Source organism: Microbacterium sp. VKM Ac-2870 (genome assembly GCF_015350795.1).
GTDB lineage: Bacteria > Actinomycetota > Actinomycetes > Actinomycetales > Microbacteriaceae > Microbacterium.
The window spans coordinates 173094-189951 of the sequence record NZ_JADKSH010000004.1; the positions used below are offsets into that span (position 1 = coordinate 173094).

Consider the following 16858-nt stretch of genomic DNA (forward strand, 5'->3'; position numbering starts at 1 on the left):
CGCGCAGGAACGCTCGGCTCAGCCGATCTGCTTTTTCAGGTCGGTGACGCCCATGCCGTAGTTGATACGGACGCACGGCAGTGTCAGCTTGTCGGAGCCGACCGAGACGTAACCCTGCGCGATGGTGCGAGCCATCTCGAATCCGGCTTGGCGCAGGCCTTCGCGGGATGTCTCGTTGTTGTGGCCGTAGGGGTAGGCCATGACTTCCTTGACGCCGCCGAGCGCGGCCGCCGACGCGTTCATGTCGGCGGCGATCTCGGCGGCCGACAGGTTGACCATCTGCCCCTTGCCGTTGGAGCCGGCCTGGTGCATGTTGTGGGTGTGCGAACGGGGAAGCACGTAGCGGTTCTGGGTGGGAACGCCCGAACCGGTGATCACGAACGACGTCGCCATCAGCTGCAGTTGCTCGTTGATGGGTGAGGCCAGGGTGAGCCAGGAGGCGTCGGCGTCGTCGTCGGTGATGATGACGGCGTGGTCGGGAAGGTAGAGGGCGCCGTCGATGAATGCACTGAGTTCATCCCAGGTGGGCAGATAGAACGCCTGGTCCTTTATGTACTGCATCTGGGCGCGGTAATCCTCGATGTAGGAGTAGTTGCCGCGCAGCCATCCGTCCTCGCCCCCGGCCTTGGTCGTGAACTGGTGGTACATGAGGATCGGCACCCGCGTCTTCGCTGCCGCCAGCGCGTCGGACGTCGTCCAGGCTCCGAACAGGGTGATCTGGTGCGACGGGCATGAGACGACGTGAGATCCGTTGACACGCGTGGCCGGGTTGCCCGCGCGTGCCGCGGGGTCGGCGGATGCCGAGGCCGCCGTCGCGGCATCCGGGTACCAGCCCGCGAAGACCCGACCGGCGACGCGAGGGATGGGGAGGTGATCGAAGAGGCGGTCGTGCACCTGCAGTTGCGGATCGACCGTCGCCCCGTCGACGGAGAAACTGACCGCGCACGCCCCGGGCACGTCGGTGTGCAGCGCGAGGAGCTGCTGTGCCGGCGTGAGCGGAGTGCGCGACGGTGTGGGCGTCGTCGCTGAGGCGGGTGGCCGCGTATCCGGAGTGTCGGCGTCCGTGGTGTCGGTCGCGCATCCGGCGAACAGCGCGGCCACCGCGGCAGCGACGACGACCGAGGCAGCGCGAGTGAAAGCGCCGCGACCCGTGCGGAGAGGACCCATTCATAACCCCCAAGAACCGGGCGCGCCCCGCGCCGGGCTCATCCTAGGGGCGTCGGGTGTCGGAAGGCTGAAATCACCGGGCCAGGGACCATTTTCGAAAATTTCCCGTACGGGGATGGGCCGCCTCGGTAGGGTGTCGCTGTGAGCGATCTCGGCGGGCGGCTGCGACGGTTCCGCGCGCTTCCCGGCATATTGGCTCACGCGCCGGCATCCCTCCGTGTTCTCGCCGGTGCGGTGCTGATCGCACTCGGCCTCGTCATCACGCTGCAGCCCGTCACCTCGCTGGCGCTTCTCGCCGTCTACGCCGGGATCAGCTGCATCCTCTCCGGCGTCGCCGAGATCGGCCGTTCCGGTTCGCCGACCGGGTGGCCCGCCGTTGTCGGAGCTGTCTGGATCGTGTGCGGCGCCGCCCTCATCGTGTGGCTCGGCGTCAGCATCGCCGTTCTTCCCGTCGTGCTGTCGGTGCTGCTCATCCTCGGCGGTGTGTCCGAAGTGCCCCGGGTTCGGCGAGGTCCACTCAGCGCCCGGGTGCTGGTGGCGGCCTGGATCGTCGCCCAGATCGCCATCGGGGTGCTCGCCCTGGTGTGGCCCGATCTGACGTCGGTGACCATCGCCGTGCTCTTCGGCATCCGGATGACCGTCTTCGGGTCCGGCCTCGTCTGGCAAGGCCTTCGCAGACCGGTGGCGCAGGCTGACGCGGGTGCCGCCCGCGTACCGCCAGGTCTTATCGCCGGCGCGCGCTGGGTCGCCGCTGTGCTCGTCATCGCCGTGCCGGCTCTCGCGTGGTGGGGGAGCCTGGAGCTGCGCGCCGGGCTCCCGGTGATCGACTCCTTCTATACAGCGCCCGCGCAGGTTCCCCGCACCCCGGGTGCCCTTCTTCGGGCAGAGCCGTGGCCGGGTGCCGCACCCGAGGGGGCGCACGTCGAACGCATCCTCTACACGACCACCGATGTCCACGGCGCCCCGGCGGTCGCGAGCGCGATCGTCGTCATCCCCGACAACGCCGCGGCGAGCCCGGCGCCCGCCATCCTGTGGGATCACGGCACCACGGGCATCGCGCGCGGCTGCGCCCCGAGCCTGCTGCCGAACATGTTCGAGATCCAGGGCATCCCCGCCGTCGCGGATGCCATCGCCGCCGGGTGGGTGATCGTCGCGACCGACTACTCAGGCCAAGGGGCGGAGGGCGACTTCCCGTACGTGATCGGCGAGGGCGAAGCGCGATCGACGCTCGACTCTCTGCGTGCGGCGAAGCAGCTCGACGGCGTCCGACTCGGCGATGAGGCCGTCGTCTGGGGCCATTCCCAAGGCGGACACGCGGCGCTGTGGACCGGTGCCGTTGCCCGCGACTACGCCCCCGAACTGCGGATCCTGGGCGTGGCGGCCATCTCGCCCGCGGCGGATCCGCGAGGGATGGCCGAGCTGATCGTCGACTCCTCCCACCCGAGCCCCCTGACGACCATCGCCGTCGCGTGGGTGCTCATCCCCTACAGTCAGGCCTACTCCGACGTCGATTTCACCGCGGAGGTCGCACCCGCGGGGCGGGCCATCGTGCGGGAGATGTCGGCGCGCTGCACTTCCCAGCCGGGGCTGCTCGTCAGCGTGCTCAGCGCACTCGGCATCGGTGCCGGTGATCGTCTGTACATCGGCGACCCCACGGCCGGCGCGATGGGGACCCGACTTGACGAGAACAAGACGATGGGGCCGTGGCCCATGCCGCTCATGATCGCATGGGGCGGTGCCGATGAGGTCATCTCGCCCGCACTGCAGCATCGCTACGTCGGCGATCTGTGTGCCGCCGGCATCCCCCTGACGTGGCGGGAGTACCCCGGATACAGCCACATGAGCATCGTGGCGTCGGGGTCGGACTTCCTGCCGACGCTGGTCTCCTGGACCTCCGACCGCTTCGCCGGTCGGCCCGCGCCCGTCGCTACCTGCTGAGCCGCGCGCGCCTCACCTCCGCGGACGACCTGGTCTCGTCCGTACCCTGCGACGGATGCCGCGTCAAGCCCGTCGGCTCCGGCGCGAACAGGGCGCAGGCTCTCCTGACCACCACAGAAGGAGGACGCCATGAGCATCATCGATCCCGATCAGAGTCCCCTCGACCCCGATACCGCTCTGCCGCAGGAGCCGGAGCGCGCGGGCGATGACGACATCCTCGATCCGATCGGCGAGGACGTTCGCGACGGCATCGCCGACGGCGATGTGCTGACCGATCCGGATCTGCCTCTCGATGGGGCACCGGACGGCGCGGCGGGCCCCGCCTGAGCGCGCCTCAGCGCACCGACCGAACTCGTCCGACCGCACTCCAACCCAAAGGAACCAGATGTCTCAGACCATTCTCGAAACCCCTACCGACCTGCTCCGCTTCCAGTAGCGCACCGCCGTCACGATGGAAGAGGACTCCCTCGCCGCGCTCGGAGAGCTGGCATCGGCTGCGCAGTCGAGCGACGTGAAGAAGCTCTTCCGCCACCACGCCGACGAGACGCGCGAGCAGATGGAGAACCTCAGCTCGGTCTTCACGCTCCTCGAGCTTCCCGAATCGAGCGCCGCGTCGCCGAGCACGAAGGGCATCTCGAAGCAGGCCGCCTCGCTCATCGCGCGGAGCTCGGCGAATCTCCGCGACCAGGTGACCCTGGCGTCGGCGCTCGGCAACGAGCACTACGAGATCTCGGCGTATGAGGCTCTGATCATCGCGGTGCAGGCGATGGGCAACGGCGAGGTGCTCGCGCTGCTGAAGGAGAACCTCGACCAGGAGACTCACACGAGCGAGGAGTTGCGCGCCCGCTTGCAGGCGATGCAGTGACGCGACATTCGGGGGGTCGTCGGCATCCGTGCCGGCGGCCGCTGCCGCGTGACGACATCAGGCCGCCGAGTCGCCCTCGGCCACGCCGCGAACCCGCAGTGCGCGCCCGGCCATCTCTGTGATGCGGAAGGCGGTCGCCTCGGACGGCGTTCCGACGTCCAGGGGCAGAACGCGGACGGGGATCTCGGTTCCGCTGACGGTGAGCACCCCGACGTCACGTCCGTTCGTGATCAGCGAGTACACCCGAGGGTGCAGCGGCCCGGTCGGCGGATCGACGGTGCGCCCGACGGCGCGAGGGAAGAGCATGCGCATGAGCCGCGCACGCACAGGGTCCCCGGCGTCCGTGCCGCGCGCCGGGAGCAGCGCGATCACCTGTCCCACGAAGAGGTCGACCGGGTCCGGCGTCATCGGCGTTCTCCGGGCGCGCCATTCACGCCGACTCGGAACGCGCTGCTCGCCGTTCTTCACCCGCAGCCGCGGCGGCGTCCAGCGCCCGCCGCAACTTCGTGCTCGAGGTGTGAGCGGTGTAGGGGAAGTACACGACCTCGACACCGACGCCAGCGAACTCCCGCTCGAGTCGTGATCCCTTATCGGTCCCGCGCCAGTCGTCACCCTTGAAGAAATGCGTGAAACCGACCTGGCGCCAGACCTCGAGCTTGTCGGGAACCGTCTCGACGTGCACCTCATCGACGTAGCGGATGCCGCGGACGATCTCGACGCGCTCCAGGGTCGGAACGAACGGCTCCACACCCTTGACGCTGCGCAGCATCTCGTCGCTCACCACCCCCGCGATGAGGACGTCGCACTGCTCCTTGGCATGACGCAGAACATTCAGATGTCCGATGTGAAAGAGATCGAACGCCCCCGCGGCATAGCCGATGCGAATAGTCATGTGCCCCCCAGCAACTGACTCTTGAGCCGTCCGAAGACGACCCAGAAACTGCCGAGTCCCCCGACCCGACACGGACTCCCCAAAGTCCGATTGCGACACTAGCGCATTTCGCGGCCGGCGTCAGCGGCGGATGTACTCCTGGTACGAACCGCCGACGGCACCGACCACCATGCCGGCCCCTCTCCAGGCGGCCCGTGCGCCGCGCGCCCGGTGCCGATCCGAACGGGTCACGACGCCGAGCGCACGTCGACCGGATCCCGCCATCAGGCGCAATGCTCCCTTCGCGACGCCCCGCACGCGCGCTGCAAGGCGTCCGCGCACGCCGGTTCTCAGCGCCACGTCGGCGTGGACGGTGCTGATACCCACCCGGTAGGCGCGGCGCAGCACCCATCGTTTCGTCAGTCGTGCCGGATCGACGATGTCGAACACGAGAGCATCCGGAGCGGAGACGATCGACTCGCCGAGGGTGACGAGCTGGCGCGTGAAATGGATGTCCTCGCCTCCCGACAATCCGAACGCGGGGTCGAAGCGCACGCCGTGGCGCCGCACCACCTCGAGATCGAGAAGCAGGTTGTTGGTGGGTGCGCTGTGCTGCTGCGCGCCGTCGGCGAACCGCACGCGGCGGAAGAACCCGCCCTGCTCGATCCAGCGATCACTCCACCCGTCGGGGAAACGGGTCTCCACCCGCCCCGACACCGCCGCGGCGCCGGAGTGTCGCCAACGCTGCACGAGGGTGCTGAGCCAATCGTCTGCCGGAAGCTCGTCGTCGTCGATGAAGACAAGCGCCCGCGCCTCCGCCGCCTCGTCGAGAGCACGGTTGCGCACCGCCGCCAGCCCGCGCCCGGGTTCGATGACGTAGCGGGCGCCCTCGGCTGCCGCCGACTCGCGCGCGGAACCGGCGGGATCGTTGTCGATGACCACCACCTCGGCGCCGACCTCGCGAACCTGCGGGGCCACCGCCCGCAGCAGTGCAGCGAGGGACTCCGGTCGGTGGAAGGTGGGAATCGCGACGACGATCTCGCGGCTCATGCAGCTCCCCCCGAGGAAGCGGCGCAGTACGGGAGCTCGGTCATGTGTCCTCCTGAAGGCGGGACCAGCGTAACGGAACGCGTGTGACCTAGGCTGTGCAGCATGGGGCATGGTCGGGCGGCGGTCGTCGTCGTTTCGTACGGGTCGGCCGCGCTGGTCGAGCAGAATTTCTCGAAACTGGATGCCGCGAGCGATGCCATCGACGTGATCGTCGTCGACTGCTTCACCTCCGCATCCGAGGCGCAGCGCGTCGGCGAGGTATGCGCACGCCACGGATGGACGCCGCTTCTGCTCGGGGAGAATCTCGGCTTCGGCGGCGGAGTCAACAGAGGCGCCGACCTCGCCTTCGCGCGCGGCGCCGATGTGCTCGTGGTCGTGAACCCGGATGCCACGCTCGACGCGGCATCCGTCCTCGCGCTCGCCGCCAGCGCGGCGTCCGACCCGCTGACGCTCGTCGCGCCCACCATCACGAAGCCCGACGGGTCGTTGTGGAGCGCGGGGGTGGACCTCTATCTCGACGACGGCTCGAGTGCCGGAGTGCGGCACCGGCCGGCTCGGGGAGATCGCCCGCGCATGTTCTGGCTCACGGGGGCGTGCTTCGCGATCTCGCGCTCACTGTGGCGGACGCTCGGCGGATTCGACGACGCGTACTTCCTGTACTGGGAGGACGTCGACCTCTCCGCGCGGGTGCACGACGCCGGCGGTACCCTGCGCGTGCTCGACGATGTCTTCGCCGTTCACGACGAGGGCGGCACCCACGACGAGGCCCACAGCAGTCGGGCCAAGTCGGAAACGTATTACTACTACAACATCCGCAACCGGCTGCTGTTCGCGCGACTGAGGCTCGACTCCGAGGCGCAGCGGCGCTGGCGCCGATCCGCTCTGCGGATGTCGTGGGCGATTGTGCTCCAGGGCGGTCGGCGGCAGCTGCTCCAGTCGCGAGCACCCTGGCGAGCGCTCCGCCGCGGACTGCGCGATGGGCGTCGCGGAGTCAGCGGGCCCCTGGCCCGGTGACCGTCCCGTCGGCGCCTCAGAGGTCCGACAGGAGGGTCCCGATCTGCTTCGCCATGAGCATGGGTGTGAAGCGCGCCTCGACACGACGTCGTCCTGCCGCTCCCATTTCCTCCGCGCGTTGCGGATCGCGCAGCAGCTCGAGCGTATGCGCGGCGAGCGCGTCGGGGTCGCCCACGGCGCTCAGGAGCCCGGTGCGGTCGTGCGCCACGTAGTCGTCCATCCCCGGTGTCCGCGTGATGGTCACCGGTCTTCCCGTCGCCATCGCTTCCAGCGACACCGTCATCCCGGACACGTGCAGGTTCGCACGGGTCGCGATCATGACCACGGTCGCCGAGGCATAGAGGTCTCGAAGTTCGGCGTGGGGGAGATGGCGGATCACGGTGACCCCCGCCGGCGGAGCCAGCGACGAGCTGGTCTGCGCCACGAGCTCGACCTGCGGCATCGCCGCGTGGATGATCTCGAACGCCCGGTACAGCGTGTCCGCGTCGCGGTCCCGGTCGCCGCCGACGCTGACCACTCGGAGCGTTTCGGGCAGCGGGCGCGGGGTGAAGAAGTCGTGATCGATCGCGAAGCGCACGTATCCGATCTGCGGACCGGGCACGATCGCCCGCAGCGGCGCGATCTGCGCCTCACTCAGCACCCACAGGACCGCGCATCGACTCAGCGTGCGCGGCAAGCTGCCGAGCTCGCCACCGCGCGCCGCGGTGTCGGTCAGCCAGATCACTCCGCTCGCCTGCGTCGCATGGGGGGCCGCGGTCGACATGCGCCATGCGGTGTTCTCGTCCCACGTCAGGCCCAGGGCGTCACGCACGGGTCGCGGGCCGATCCCGACGCGCGCTCGTGCCTTCGTCAGCGAGCCCGGTACCGGGAGGGAGATCGGTCGGACATCGGCGAAGGCCGAGAGGGCATCGAGCCCGTACGGCCAGCGGCCCGGGACATCGCCCTCCGCGTGACGACGCTCCCACTGTTCGATCGATGTCTCGGCAGGAAAGCCGAGGTCCCACCGCGTCATCGCCCGCGTCCGTACTCGCGCATTCCGCGTGCCCCCAGGCAGATCGCCAGCACCCCCGCCTGAGACACGACGTCGCGCCACGCGCGGCGGGCCGCAACCCGGCGCTGCATCGCCACGGCGAGCGCCGCGGCCGTCGAGCGGACGACCATGATGGGAACGGCGCGGCGGAGCAGCTGTGCCCGCGTGCGCCGCGGACCGCTCTTCGCGGTGCGAATCACGGCGTAGGCCCACGAACCGCCGCTGCGGAAGGCCCGCCGCAACAGCCACGGCCGCGTGACCCGCGACGCCGGCACCGCTTCGGTGACACACGCCTCGTCGCACCAGAGGATGCTCCCGCCCGCGGCCGTGACCTGGCGTGTCAGCAGAGTGTCTTCTCCGCCGATGAGCCCGAGGTGCTCGTCGAATCGCAGATCATGGGCGCGGAGAAAGCCCACGTCCAGGAGCAGATTGCGGCTGGCGGCGCTGTCGCAGGACGCTCCGGTCGGTCGGCGTGACGGCTCGAACTCGCCCCACCCCCGTGCGTAGCGGGCATCCGCGTCGGAGTCGAAAGTGAACACGGTCGACCCCGACACCGCCGCGGGGCGGTCGCGAGCCCACGCATCGATCATCGCGTCCAGCCATCCTGGCCCCGGCACGGTGTCGTCGTCGACGTAGATCAGCGCACGGGCCTCGGATGCCGCATCAAGAGCCGCGTTTCGCGCAGCCGAGACGCCCGGCCGTGGCTCGTGGATGTAGTGGACGTCGGTCGACAGCTCTGTGACGAACGCGCGGGCCGAGGGCTCGTTGTCGTTGTCCACGACGACGACGGCAACGTCGTGGGCCGAGGCCGAGGCCTGCTCGACGATCCTCGGAAGCCCTTCGGCCAGTTGACGCGCCCGGCGAAACGTCGTCACGGCGACGACGATCTCGCAGTTCTGCGACCTGAGCACGTGAGCCCCCACTCGAGTTCAGCATGCGGTGGCGGCGACGCGTGCGCCGACCCGATCCGCATCTGGCTCCGCAGTCTACTGACGTTTTGGCGCCCGGCTTCCCCGGCGCCCGGGAGCCGAGCGAGGCGCGGTGTCGTACTAGCCTGACCTCCAACGCGTGCATCGACGGTCACGGAGCAGTCCGAGAACCGCGATGGCGCACCGCGACGATCGGGGGAGCATGAGCGGGAGTTGGTCGGAGGCGTTGCGTCGGTTGGGGACAGCGCAGAAAGGTCACGCGCGGGGAGCGCCCGCGTACTCGGTATATGTGAACCGTCGCATCGGTCGCGTTCTGGCGGCCACCGCGTACGTGTGGGGCCTCACGCCCAACGCCGTCACGGTGATCAGTGCGGCCTTCACGTTCACGGCGATCGCGCTCATGTGCGTTCTGCCTCCCTCGGTGGCGGTCGGTGTGCTGATCGCGGTGCTTCTCGTCCTCGGCTACGCGTGGGACTCGGCAGACGGACAGTTGGCGCGGCTGCAGGGCGGGGGAAGCGTCGCCGGCGAGTGGCTCGATCACTTCGTCGACGCGCTCAAGATCGCCAGCCTGCATCTCGCGGTGCTCATCGGTCTGTTCCGCTTCACGGACGTTCCCGTGCCGTGGCTGTTGATTCCGATCGGGTTCAGCGTCGTCGCCGTCGTCACGTTCTTCGGGATGCTGCTCAACGATCTCTTGAAGGGTAAGCGGGGGGTCACCTCGACGCATGCCCGCGGCGGCGGGACGCTGCGTCGATCGCTGCTGCTGTTGCCGACGGACTTCGGAGTGCTCTGCATCATCTTCGTGCTGTGGGGCGTGCCCGCCCTGTTCCTCGCCGTGTACGGCGCGGTCTTCGTTCTGTGCGGCGGATTCCTCGTGCTCGCCGCGGCGAAGTGGTTCCGCGAGATGCGTGCGATCGACGCGGCGGCTACGACCGGCGACTGAGCTGCGACAGGCAGGTCGCGATCTGCGCGCGATAGCGGGCGGGGGCGAATCTGCGGGCGGCGGCATCCGCTTCGGCTGCCAGCTGCGGCTGGAGTTCGTCCCACCGCTCGACGGCGAACGTGATCGCCTCGCACAGCGCGTCGACGCTGTCCGGGGCGAACCGGATCGCCGTCGCCACGCCCTCCGTTGCCTCGCGGAGGCCGCTCGTGTCGCTGACGAGCACCACGCGCGCCGCGAGAGTCCCTTCGACCGCGGTGTTGCCGAACGGCTCATCCAGTCGCGACGGAACAACGACGACGGCGGCGTCTTCGACCGCGTGCCACACGTCGGGCCGGAACCCGAGCAGGCGCACCCGCTCGCCCAGCGCGTGGTCGGCGATACGCCGTCGCAGATCTTGCTCGTACCATTCGTACCCCGGGAAAACGGCGCCGATCAGGTCTACGTGGATCCGGGGATCGCGAAGCCGGGCGAGGGCTTCGATCAGCAGGTCAGGTCCCTTCCGCGGCGAGAGGCGGCCGATGTACGCGAGGCGCACGATGTCGCCCAGGTCGGCGGGCGGCGGGCTGACCGCGGGCGGGCCTGCCACACCGTTGTAGACCACCTGAGCCCGCTCGGCCAGCCTCGGAAATGCCTGGCGGAGGACGTCGCGGCTGAACTCACTGTTGACGACGATCGCCGTGACCCCGGCTGCGGGCGCGTAGATCGCCCACTTCACGAGCCGTGAAGCGCCCTGTTCGCCTTCGTGCAGGTGAAGCAACGAGGGAACGCGCGCGAACCGCGTGACGAGCGGCCACAGCGGAAGCGTCATGGTGCTGATGTACACCGCATCCGGCTGTACCTGTCGAAGCACCCGACGGGAGGCGCGGAGACCGCGCGCCGCGGCACGGATCGAGGCGATCCCGTTCTTCGGGCGCAGGAGGCTCTTGCGGAGAACGAGCGCGGGATCGAACCTGACCGTGGCACCCGCCCCGACCAGCAGGTCGACCAGCGGGCCCGTCTCCGGAAGCGTCACGGTCACCTCGGCGGAGCCCTCGATCAGCGCGACCACCGTCTCCAGCATCACCCGGTCGGATCCATACAATTCCGCGCCGGGGTGGGCGATGAGATACCGGAGTGGCCCGGGACGGCGGACGCGCATAGGGCCCCTTTCACGGCTCATCGAGTCCGGTCATCGTATCCAACCGCGTCGTCGGCGCGAACGGTCGAGGACCGGCCTCGGGGCGGGACGATATACACTCGGCGTCGTCGGCGGGAGGGGAACCGCCGCATCGCTCAGGGGGGAAAGATGGCTGACACGGGTGCACCTGCAGAGGGCGGTTCGCGCACGAGGACCGCATGGATCCTCGGCGCCGTCGCGGTGGCGGTGCTCGTCATCGTCGCCGTGCTGTTCGTCCGCGGCATCCCGTCGTCATCGTCGGGCGCATCGCCGACCGGGCTGCCCAGCCCGACGTCCACCGCGACGCCGAACGGGCCGGCGGACGTACCCACGACGCCGAGCCCGCAGGCGAGCGCAGAGCCCTCCGATCCGACCCCGGTACCCGAACTCGCACCCGTGGCTCCGCAGCAGCCGGCGACCGCCGCCGGCATCCAGGTCGCACTGACCTCCTTCGAGAGCGTCACCGGTGAGGTCGTCGTGCCCGGCGAGGTCCAGGCTGCGGCAGTCCGGGTGACGGTGCAGATCACCAACACGGGCCAGGCGCCGCTCGATCTGAATCTCGTGGTGGTCAGCGCCTACATGGGAGAGCAGCGCGACCCCGCCGAGACCTACCAGCAGCCGGGAGGGATGCCAGTGAGCGGTTCTCTCGATCCCGGTGCCACGGCCTCCGGTGTCTACCTGTTCCGCATTCCCGATGACCGCCGCTCCGACGTCACGTTCGTCGTCGACTATCGCGGCGATGAGCCCGCGCTGACGTGGCGGGGAGCCGTCCCGCAGAGCTGATTGCCGCACGCGCTGCTCATACGGTACGATCAGCCAATCTGGGGACCGGCGCGTCGAGCGCCGGGGATCGTTGCTCGCGGGGGCGGGCAGACGGGGGAATGAGCGTGAGCATTTTTGCTGCGTTCGATCATCGTGCGGCCCGTCGTGGCGTGCGGGGTCGACGGAATCGACTTCTGGCAGTCGCGACAGCGGTAGGGATCGTGTTGGCCGGCGTGGGGATGGCCGAGGCGCCGGCATACGCCGACACCACCCCGACCGCGCCGGGCGAGCCGGAGACGGTCACGTCGGTGCCGTTGCCCACCGCGCAGATCGACGGCGTCGCGTGGACGCAGGCGATCGCCGGTGACACGGTGTTCGTCGGCGGTGAGTTCACCACGGCCAGGCCTGCCGGCGCTGCTGCCGGGGTGAACACGTCGCCGCGCGCCAACCTCATGGCCTACACGCTCTCGACCGGCGTCATGACGTCGTGGAATCCCGGCGCGAACGGCGCGATCAAATCGATCGTGGCGTCGCCCGACGGTTCCACGATCTACGTCGGCGGCACGTTCACCACGATCGCCGGTGTGTCGCGCAGCAGAATCGCCGCGTTCAGCGCGGCGACGGGCGCGCTCCTGCCGTGGAACCCCGCCCCGAATGGTCCCGTCAGCGACATCGCTGTGCGCGGAAACACCGTCTGGATCGGCGGCGATTTCAGCTGGATCGGCGGAGCGTCACGCGTGCGCATCGCGTCGGTGAGCGCCACCACGTCCAAGGCCCTTCCGTTCACGGCCACTCTTACCGGTGGGTACGGGGTGCGCGCGATCGTCGTCGACCCGACCGGTTCGAAGGTGGTGGTCGCCGGCTCGTTCGAGAGTGCCAACGGCTCGACCAACCCCGGACGCGGGATGGCCGCGCTCGACGCCATCACCGGAGCGTCAATGCCCTGGGCCGTCAACGATCTGATCCGCAACGCCGGCACGAAGGCCGCGATGTACGCGCTGTACTCCGACGGCGACAGCGTCTACGGCACCGGGTACGACTTCGGCGGCGGCAGCGAGGACGGCTTCGAAGGTGTGTTCCGCGCGAATTGGACCGATGGATCCCTCGTCTGGCTGCAGGACTGCCATGGCGACGACTACTCGGTCGCGGTGAGTTCGGGAGTCGTCTACTCCGCTTCGCACGATCACTACTGCGGCAACGTCGGCGGCTTCCCGCAGACCAGCCCGACCTGGTCGTTCCACCACTCGCTCGCCTTTGCCAAGGACTATCTCGGCAACACTCTGACCTCGGACATCTACGGCTACAAGTCCTACACGGGACAGCCGGCCGGGACCCTGCTCAACTGGTTCCCCGACTGGCAGGTGGGTTCCTACACCGGCAAGAGCCAGGCGGCGTGGGACGTCACCACCAACGATGACTACGTCGTCTACGGCGGTGAGTTCCTCAAGATCAACAACGTGGCGCAGCAGGGCCTCGTGCGCTTCGCGAAGAAGGCCATCGCGCCCGACACCGACGGCCCGCGCCTGAGCGGAACGGGATTCCCCGTGACCGCTCTCTCGATCCGCGCCGGCGAGGTGCGCCTCTCATGGGCCGCGAACTGGGATCGTGACAACACCCGACTGACGTATCAGCTGTACCGCGAGGGCGTCTCTGCTCCGATCTACGAGACGACCGTCGACTCGAACTTCTGGACGCTTCCCGACATACGGTATGTCGACAAGACAGTCGAAGCCGGAAAGACCTATCAATACCGGGTGCGGGCCACCGACCCGAACGGCAACGCGGTAATGGGGGCGTACTCGCCCGTGACCGTCTCGTCGACGGCGGCATCCGCCTACGCGCTCGGCGTGCTGAACGACGGCGCCGTGAGCTACTGGCCTCTCAGCGACTCATCGACCACGACCGCGGCGAACTGGGCAGGCGGCAGCGATCTCGCCGTGAACTCGGCCACCCGAGGCGCGACCGGACCCAACCTCGCCACCGCGAGCGCGGCGACGAGCTTCGCCGGAGCCAACACATCCTTCGCGGTGTCCAAGGCTTCTGAACCGGGTCGTGACACATTCACGGTCGAGTCGTGGGTGAAGACCACGAGCACCGCCGGTGGGAAGATCGTCGGGTTCGGCGGTTCCACGTCGGGTGATTCGGGCAGCTACGACCGACATGTCTACATGTCGGGTGACGGGCGTATCACCTTCGGTGTGTACCCGGGCAGCGTGCGAACCGTGCGCTCCTCGACCGGCTACAACGACGGCCAATGGCACTACGTCGTCGCCTCGATGGGTTCGGGGGGCATGTCGCTGTTCATCGACGGCAAGCGGGTGGACGGCCGCACCGACACCACGTCGGGTCAGGCCTACACCGGCTACTGGCGCGTCGGCGGAGACAACCTCGGCGGGTGGCCCGACACGGGCTCCAGCAACTACCTGAACGGATCGATCTCCGACATCGCCGTCTACGACAAGGTGCTCACCCGCAATCAGATCAACAGCCATTGGGTGGCTTCGGGCCGCGCGTCGACGATCACGGCCGCACCCAGCGACGCTTACGGTGCCGCGGTCTACGGGCTGTCGCCGACTCTGTACTGGCGGGTCGGAGAATCGTCGGGGGCGAAGGCGCTCGATTCCGCTCCCGACGCCAACTCGGGTACCTACTACGGCGACGTGACGAAGGGGGGTGTGGGCGCGCTCGCCGGGGTCTCGAACACTGCGATCACGCTCCATCCGAGTGGCGGCACCCAGACGGGTATCTCCAGCGATGCCGCGTTCACCAACCCGACGACGTTCGCGCTCGAGACGTGGTTCAAGACGAACACGACCTCCGGCGGCAAGATCCTCGGATTCGGAAGTTCGCAGACCGGTACGAGCGGGTCGTACGACCGTCATCTCTATATGAGTGGCGACGGCACGCTGAAATTCGGAGTCTGGACGGGATCGTCGCAGATCATCCAGAGTTCGCCGGGCTACAACGACAACAAGTGGCACTATGCCGTTGCTCAGATGTCGTCGAACGGCATGGAGCTCTACGTGGACGGCGCCCTCGTCTCGACGAGCGCCAACACCGGAGCACAGGACTACACCGGATACTGGCGCGTCGGTGGGGACAACGGCTGGGAGGGCGACCAGTACTGGCGCGGCGCGGTCGACGAGGTCGCCGTCTACCCGCAGACCCTCACGGCGGCACAGGTGAGCTCGCACTGGACGATGGGCTCCGGCGCCGCGCCGGTGAACCAGCCTCCGGTCGCCGTCTTCACCTCGTCGGCCGTTGGTCTGGCGGCCTCGTTCGACGGATCCGCCTCGTCGGATGCCGAGGGACTCGTGACCGCCTACTCCTGGAACTTCGGTGACGGGCAGAGCGGAACCGGCGCTGCGGCATCCCACACGTACACCGCTGCCGGCACGTACCACGTGACGCTCACCGTGACCGACGGGGCCGGCTCGACCGGGTCCGTGACACACGATGTCGTCGTCGCGCCGGTGAACCAAGCTCCGACCGCGGCGTTCTCGTCGTCGGTCACCGGGCTGAGCGCATCCTTCGACGCCACCGCTTCGAAGGATGCCGACGGGTCGATCGCATCGTACGGGTGGGACTTCGGCGACGGCCACAGCGGCTCCGGAGCGACGGCGACCCACGCCTACGGCAGTGCGGGCACCTACCACGTCACTCTCACCGTCACCGACAACCAGGGTGCGACCGGAACCGTCTCACAGGACGTCGTCGTGACGCCTGTGAATCAGCCGCCGGTTGCAGCCTTTGCATCGACGGTCAGTCACATGAGCGCATCGTTCGACGCCTCGGCGTCGAACGATGCCGAGGGGCCGATCGCGTCGTACGCGTGGGACTTCGGCGATGCGACCTCTGGCGCAGGAGCGACCGCGTCGCACACCTACGCGTCGCCCGGGACCTATCACGTCACCTTGACGGTGGCCGATGCGTCGGGCGCGACCAACGCGGTCACCCACGACGTCGTCGCTTCCGCCGCCCCGGTGAACCAGGCTCCGACCGCCGCATTCACTTCGTCGGTGACCGGGCTCGGAGCGGCATTCGACGGGTCGACATCGGCGGATGCCGAGGGTCCGATCGCGTCGTACGCGTGGAACTTCGGCGACGGGCAGAGCGGGACGGGGGCGAGCGCGTCGCACACCTACGCAACGGGCGGGACCTTCCACGTCACCCTCACGGTGACGGACGGAGCGGGAGCGACCGGATCTGTGACTCACGACGTCACGGTTGCGCCGGTGAACCAACCGCCCACGGCGGCGTTCACTTCGTCGGCGTCGGCGCTCGCGGCGACGTTCGACGGTTCGACATCCAGCGATCCCGAGGGGCCGATCTCCTCGTATGCCTGGGACTTCGGCGACGGCCAGAGCGGCACCGGCGCGACGGCGTCGCACACCTACGCCGCCGCCGGCTCGTATCAGGTGACCCTGACGGTCACCGACGGTTCCGGCGCGACCGGCTCCGTCGCGCGCACCGTCGTCGCGGTGGCACCTGTCAGCAATGTGACTGCCCGGGATGCCTTCGAACGCGTTGTGGCCAATGGGTGGGGTGCTGCTGATCTGGGCGGTTCGTGGTCGATCGCGTCGGGCGCGGCCTCGTCGTTCTCGGTCGCCGACGGCGCCGCACAGATGAAGGTCCGCTCTTCGACCGGGCTGCGGGCGAGTCTCGCGGCGGCATCCAGCTCGAACACCCGCGTCACCGCGTCGTTCTCGGTCGACAAGATCGCCGCCGGCCAGCAGATCACCGTGATCGGTCGCCAGGTGGGGGCGGACAACTACAACGCTCGCGTCATCGTGGCTGCGGACGGAACGGTGCGACTGGCGATCTTCCGCAACCAGTCGAGCTTCGGCGCACCGGTGAACGTGACGGGGCTCGTCCTGACTCCCGGCACCGTCTACACCGTGTCGTTCGAGGTCAAGGGCGTCGGGACCACATCGCTCGCAGCGAAGCTGTGGAAGGCGTCGAACCCCGAGCCGAGCAGCTGGCAGATCTCGAAGTCCGACACCACCGCTGAGCTGCAGGCGGCGGGCTGGGTGGGATTGGACACCTACGTGCCGACCTCGGCAAACGCCTACCCGGTGACGCTCTCGTTCACTGACATCGTGGTCATCGACCCGACGATGCCTCAGTAGGCGA

At 68.9% G+C, this 16858-nt stretch carries 14 protein-coding genes; 7 read left to right on the forward strand and 7 right to left on the reverse strand.

Annotation, left to right across the window (positions count from 1 at the left end):
* Nucleotides 1-18: 18 nt before the first annotated feature.
* Nucleotides 19-1167: a polysaccharide deacetylase family protein gene (locus ITJ43_RS11510; protein ID WP_194583995.1), complete on the reverse strand. Its 1149-nt coding sequence runs from the start codon at nucleotides 1165-1167 to the stop codon at nucleotides 19-21.
* A 141-nt stretch (nucleotides 1168-1308) separates the two neighbouring features.
* Here ITJ43_RS11510 and ITJ43_RS11515 point away from each other — a divergent pair, with 141 nt between their 5' ends.
* The 3 genes from ITJ43_RS11515 (at nucleotide 1309) to ITJ43_RS11525 (ending at nucleotide 3970) form a co-directional block, all read left to right on the forward strand.
* Nucleotides 1309-3105: a lipase family protein gene (locus tag ITJ43_RS11515; RefSeq protein ID WP_194583996.1), complete on the forward strand. Its 1797-nt coding sequence runs from the start codon at nucleotides 1309-1311 to the stop codon at nucleotides 3103-3105.
* A 129-nt stretch (nucleotides 3106-3234) separates the two neighbouring features.
* The gene (locus ITJ43_RS11520; RefSeq protein ID WP_194583997.1) at nucleotides 3235-3432 is read left to right on the forward strand and encodes a hypothetical protein; all 198 of its coding nucleotides are present in this window, start codon (nucleotides 3235-3237) and stop codon (nucleotides 3430-3432) included.
* A 124-nt stretch (nucleotides 3433-3556) separates the two neighbouring features.
* Complete coding sequence (locus ITJ43_RS11525; RefSeq protein WP_228495796.1) at nucleotides 3557-3970, forward strand: ferritin-like domain-containing protein; 414 nt, start codon at nucleotides 3557-3559, stop codon at nucleotides 3968-3970.
* A 57-nt stretch (nucleotides 3971-4027) separates the two neighbouring features.
* Here ITJ43_RS11525 and ITJ43_RS11530 read toward each other — a convergent pair whose 3' ends face one another.
* The 3 genes from ITJ43_RS11530 to ITJ43_RS11540 form a co-directional block, all read right to left on the reverse strand.
* On the reverse strand, nucleotides 4028-4378 hold the full coding sequence (locus ITJ43_RS11530; RefSeq protein WP_194583998.1) for a hypothetical protein: 351 nt from the start codon (nucleotides 4376-4378) through the stop codon (nucleotides 4028-4030).
* Between the two features lie 22 nt (nucleotides 4379-4400).
* Nucleotides 4401-4862 carry an adenylyltransferase/cytidyltransferase family protein gene (locus ITJ43_RS11535; protein ID WP_194583999.1) on the reverse strand — a complete coding sequence of 154 codons (462 nt, stop codon included), beginning with the start codon at nucleotides 4860-4862 and terminating at the stop codon, nucleotides 4401-4403.
* A 120-nt stretch (nucleotides 4863-4982) separates the two neighbouring features.
* Complete coding sequence (locus ITJ43_RS11540) at nucleotides 4983-5891, reverse strand: glycosyltransferase family 2 protein (protein ID WP_194584000.1); 909 nt, start codon at nucleotides 5889-5891, stop codon at nucleotides 4983-4985.
* Nucleotides 5892-5993: 102 nt separating this feature from the next.
* On the opposite strand from ITJ43_RS11540, the gene ITJ43_RS11545 reads away from it, so the two are divergent.
* Complete coding sequence (locus tag ITJ43_RS11545) at nucleotides 5994-6905, forward strand: glycosyltransferase family 2 protein (RefSeq protein WP_194584001.1); 912 nt, start codon at nucleotides 5994-5996, stop codon at nucleotides 6903-6905.
* A 16-nt stretch (nucleotides 6906-6921) separates the two neighbouring features.
* On the opposite strand, the gene ITJ43_RS11550 is transcribed toward ITJ43_RS11545, so the two are convergent.
* Together ITJ43_RS11550 and ITJ43_RS11555 are read right to left on the reverse strand one after the other, a co-directional pair.
* Nucleotides 6922-7917, reverse strand: a complete 996-nt coding sequence (locus ITJ43_RS11550; RefSeq protein WP_228495797.1) for a glycosyltransferase family 4 protein — start codon at nucleotides 7915-7917, stop codon at nucleotides 6922-6924.
* The gene (locus ITJ43_RS11555) at nucleotides 7914-8810 is read right to left on the reverse strand and encodes a glycosyltransferase family 2 protein (RefSeq protein ID WP_194584002.1); all 897 of its coding nucleotides are present in this window, start codon (nucleotides 8808-8810) and stop codon (nucleotides 7914-7916) included. Before ITJ43_RS11555 ends, ITJ43_RS11550 begins: the two co-directional genes overlap by 4 nt.
* 256 nt (nucleotides 8811-9066) lie before the next feature.
* Here ITJ43_RS11555 and ITJ43_RS11560 point away from each other — a divergent pair, with 256 nt between their 5' ends.
* A complete protein-coding gene (locus ITJ43_RS11560) occupies nucleotides 9067-9807 on the forward strand; it encodes a CDP-alcohol phosphatidyltransferase family protein (RefSeq protein WP_194584003.1) in 741 nt (246 codons plus the stop codon).
* Here ITJ43_RS11560 and ITJ43_RS11565 read toward each other — a convergent pair.
* Nucleotides 9791-10870, reverse strand: coding sequence for a glycosyltransferase family 4 protein (locus tag ITJ43_RS11565; RefSeq protein ID WP_194584004.1), 1080 nt, complete (start codon nucleotides 10868-10870; stop codon nucleotides 9791-9793). The two genes, ITJ43_RS11560 and ITJ43_RS11565, sit on opposite strands and share 17 nt — an antisense overlap.
* Nucleotides 10871-11092: 222 nt before the next feature.
* On the opposite strand from ITJ43_RS11565, the gene ITJ43_RS11570 reads away from it, so the two are divergent.
* Together ITJ43_RS11570 and ITJ43_RS11575 are read left to right on the forward strand one after the other, a co-directional pair.
* Nucleotides 11093-11746 carry a hypothetical protein gene (locus ITJ43_RS11570; RefSeq protein WP_194584005.1) on the forward strand — a complete coding sequence of 218 codons (654 nt, stop codon included), beginning with the start codon at nucleotides 11093-11095 and terminating at the stop codon, nucleotides 11744-11746.
* A 104-nt stretch (nucleotides 11747-11850) separates the two neighbouring features.
* Entirely contained in the window at nucleotides 11851-16854 is a 5004-nt protein-coding gene (locus tag ITJ43_RS11575) for a PKD domain-containing protein (protein WP_194584006.1), read from the forward strand.
* Nucleotides 16855-16858: the final 4 nt, after the last annotated feature.

Bases quoted from the DNA above. Each gene is read 5' to 3' on its own strand.
- ITJ43_RS11510 (WP_194583995.1), bottom strand. From the start codon at position 1,167: ATGGGTCCTCTCCGCACGGGTCGCGGCGCTTTCACTCGCGCTGCCTCG.
- ITJ43_RS11520 (WP_194583997.1), top strand. From the start codon at position 3,235: ATGAGCATCATCGATCCCGATCAGAGTCCCCTCGACCCCGATACCGCT.
- ITJ43_RS11525 (WP_228495796.1), top strand. From the start codon at position 3,557: ATGGAAGAGGACTCCCTCGCCGCGCTCGGAGAGCTGGCATCGGCTGCG.
- ITJ43_RS11530 (WP_194583998.1), bottom strand. From the start codon at position 4,378: ATGACGCCGGACCCGGTCGACCTCTTCGTGGGACAGGTGATCGCGCTG.
- ITJ43_RS11535 (WP_194583999.1), bottom strand. From the start codon at position 4,862: ATGACTATTCGCATCGGCTATGCCGCGGGGGCGTTCGATCTCTTTCAC.
- ITJ43_RS11540 (WP_194584000.1), bottom strand. From the start codon at position 5,891: ATGAGCCGCGAGATCGTCGTCGCGATTCCCACCTTCCACCGACCGGAG.
- ITJ43_RS11545 (WP_194584001.1), top strand. From the start codon at position 5,994: ATGGGGCATGGTCGGGCGGCGGTCGTCGTCGTTTCGTACGGGTCGGCC.
- ITJ43_RS11550 (WP_228495797.1), bottom strand. From the start codon at position 7,917: ATGACGCGGTGGGACCTCGGCTTTCCTGCCGAGACATCGATCGAACAG.
- ITJ43_RS11560 (WP_194584003.1), top strand. From the start codon at position 9,067: ATGAGCGGGAGTTGGTCGGAGGCGTTGCGTCGGTTGGGGACAGCGCAG.
- ITJ43_RS11570 (WP_194584005.1), top strand. From the start codon at position 11,093: ATGGCTGACACGGGTGCACCTGCAGAGGGCGGTTCGCGCACGAGGACC.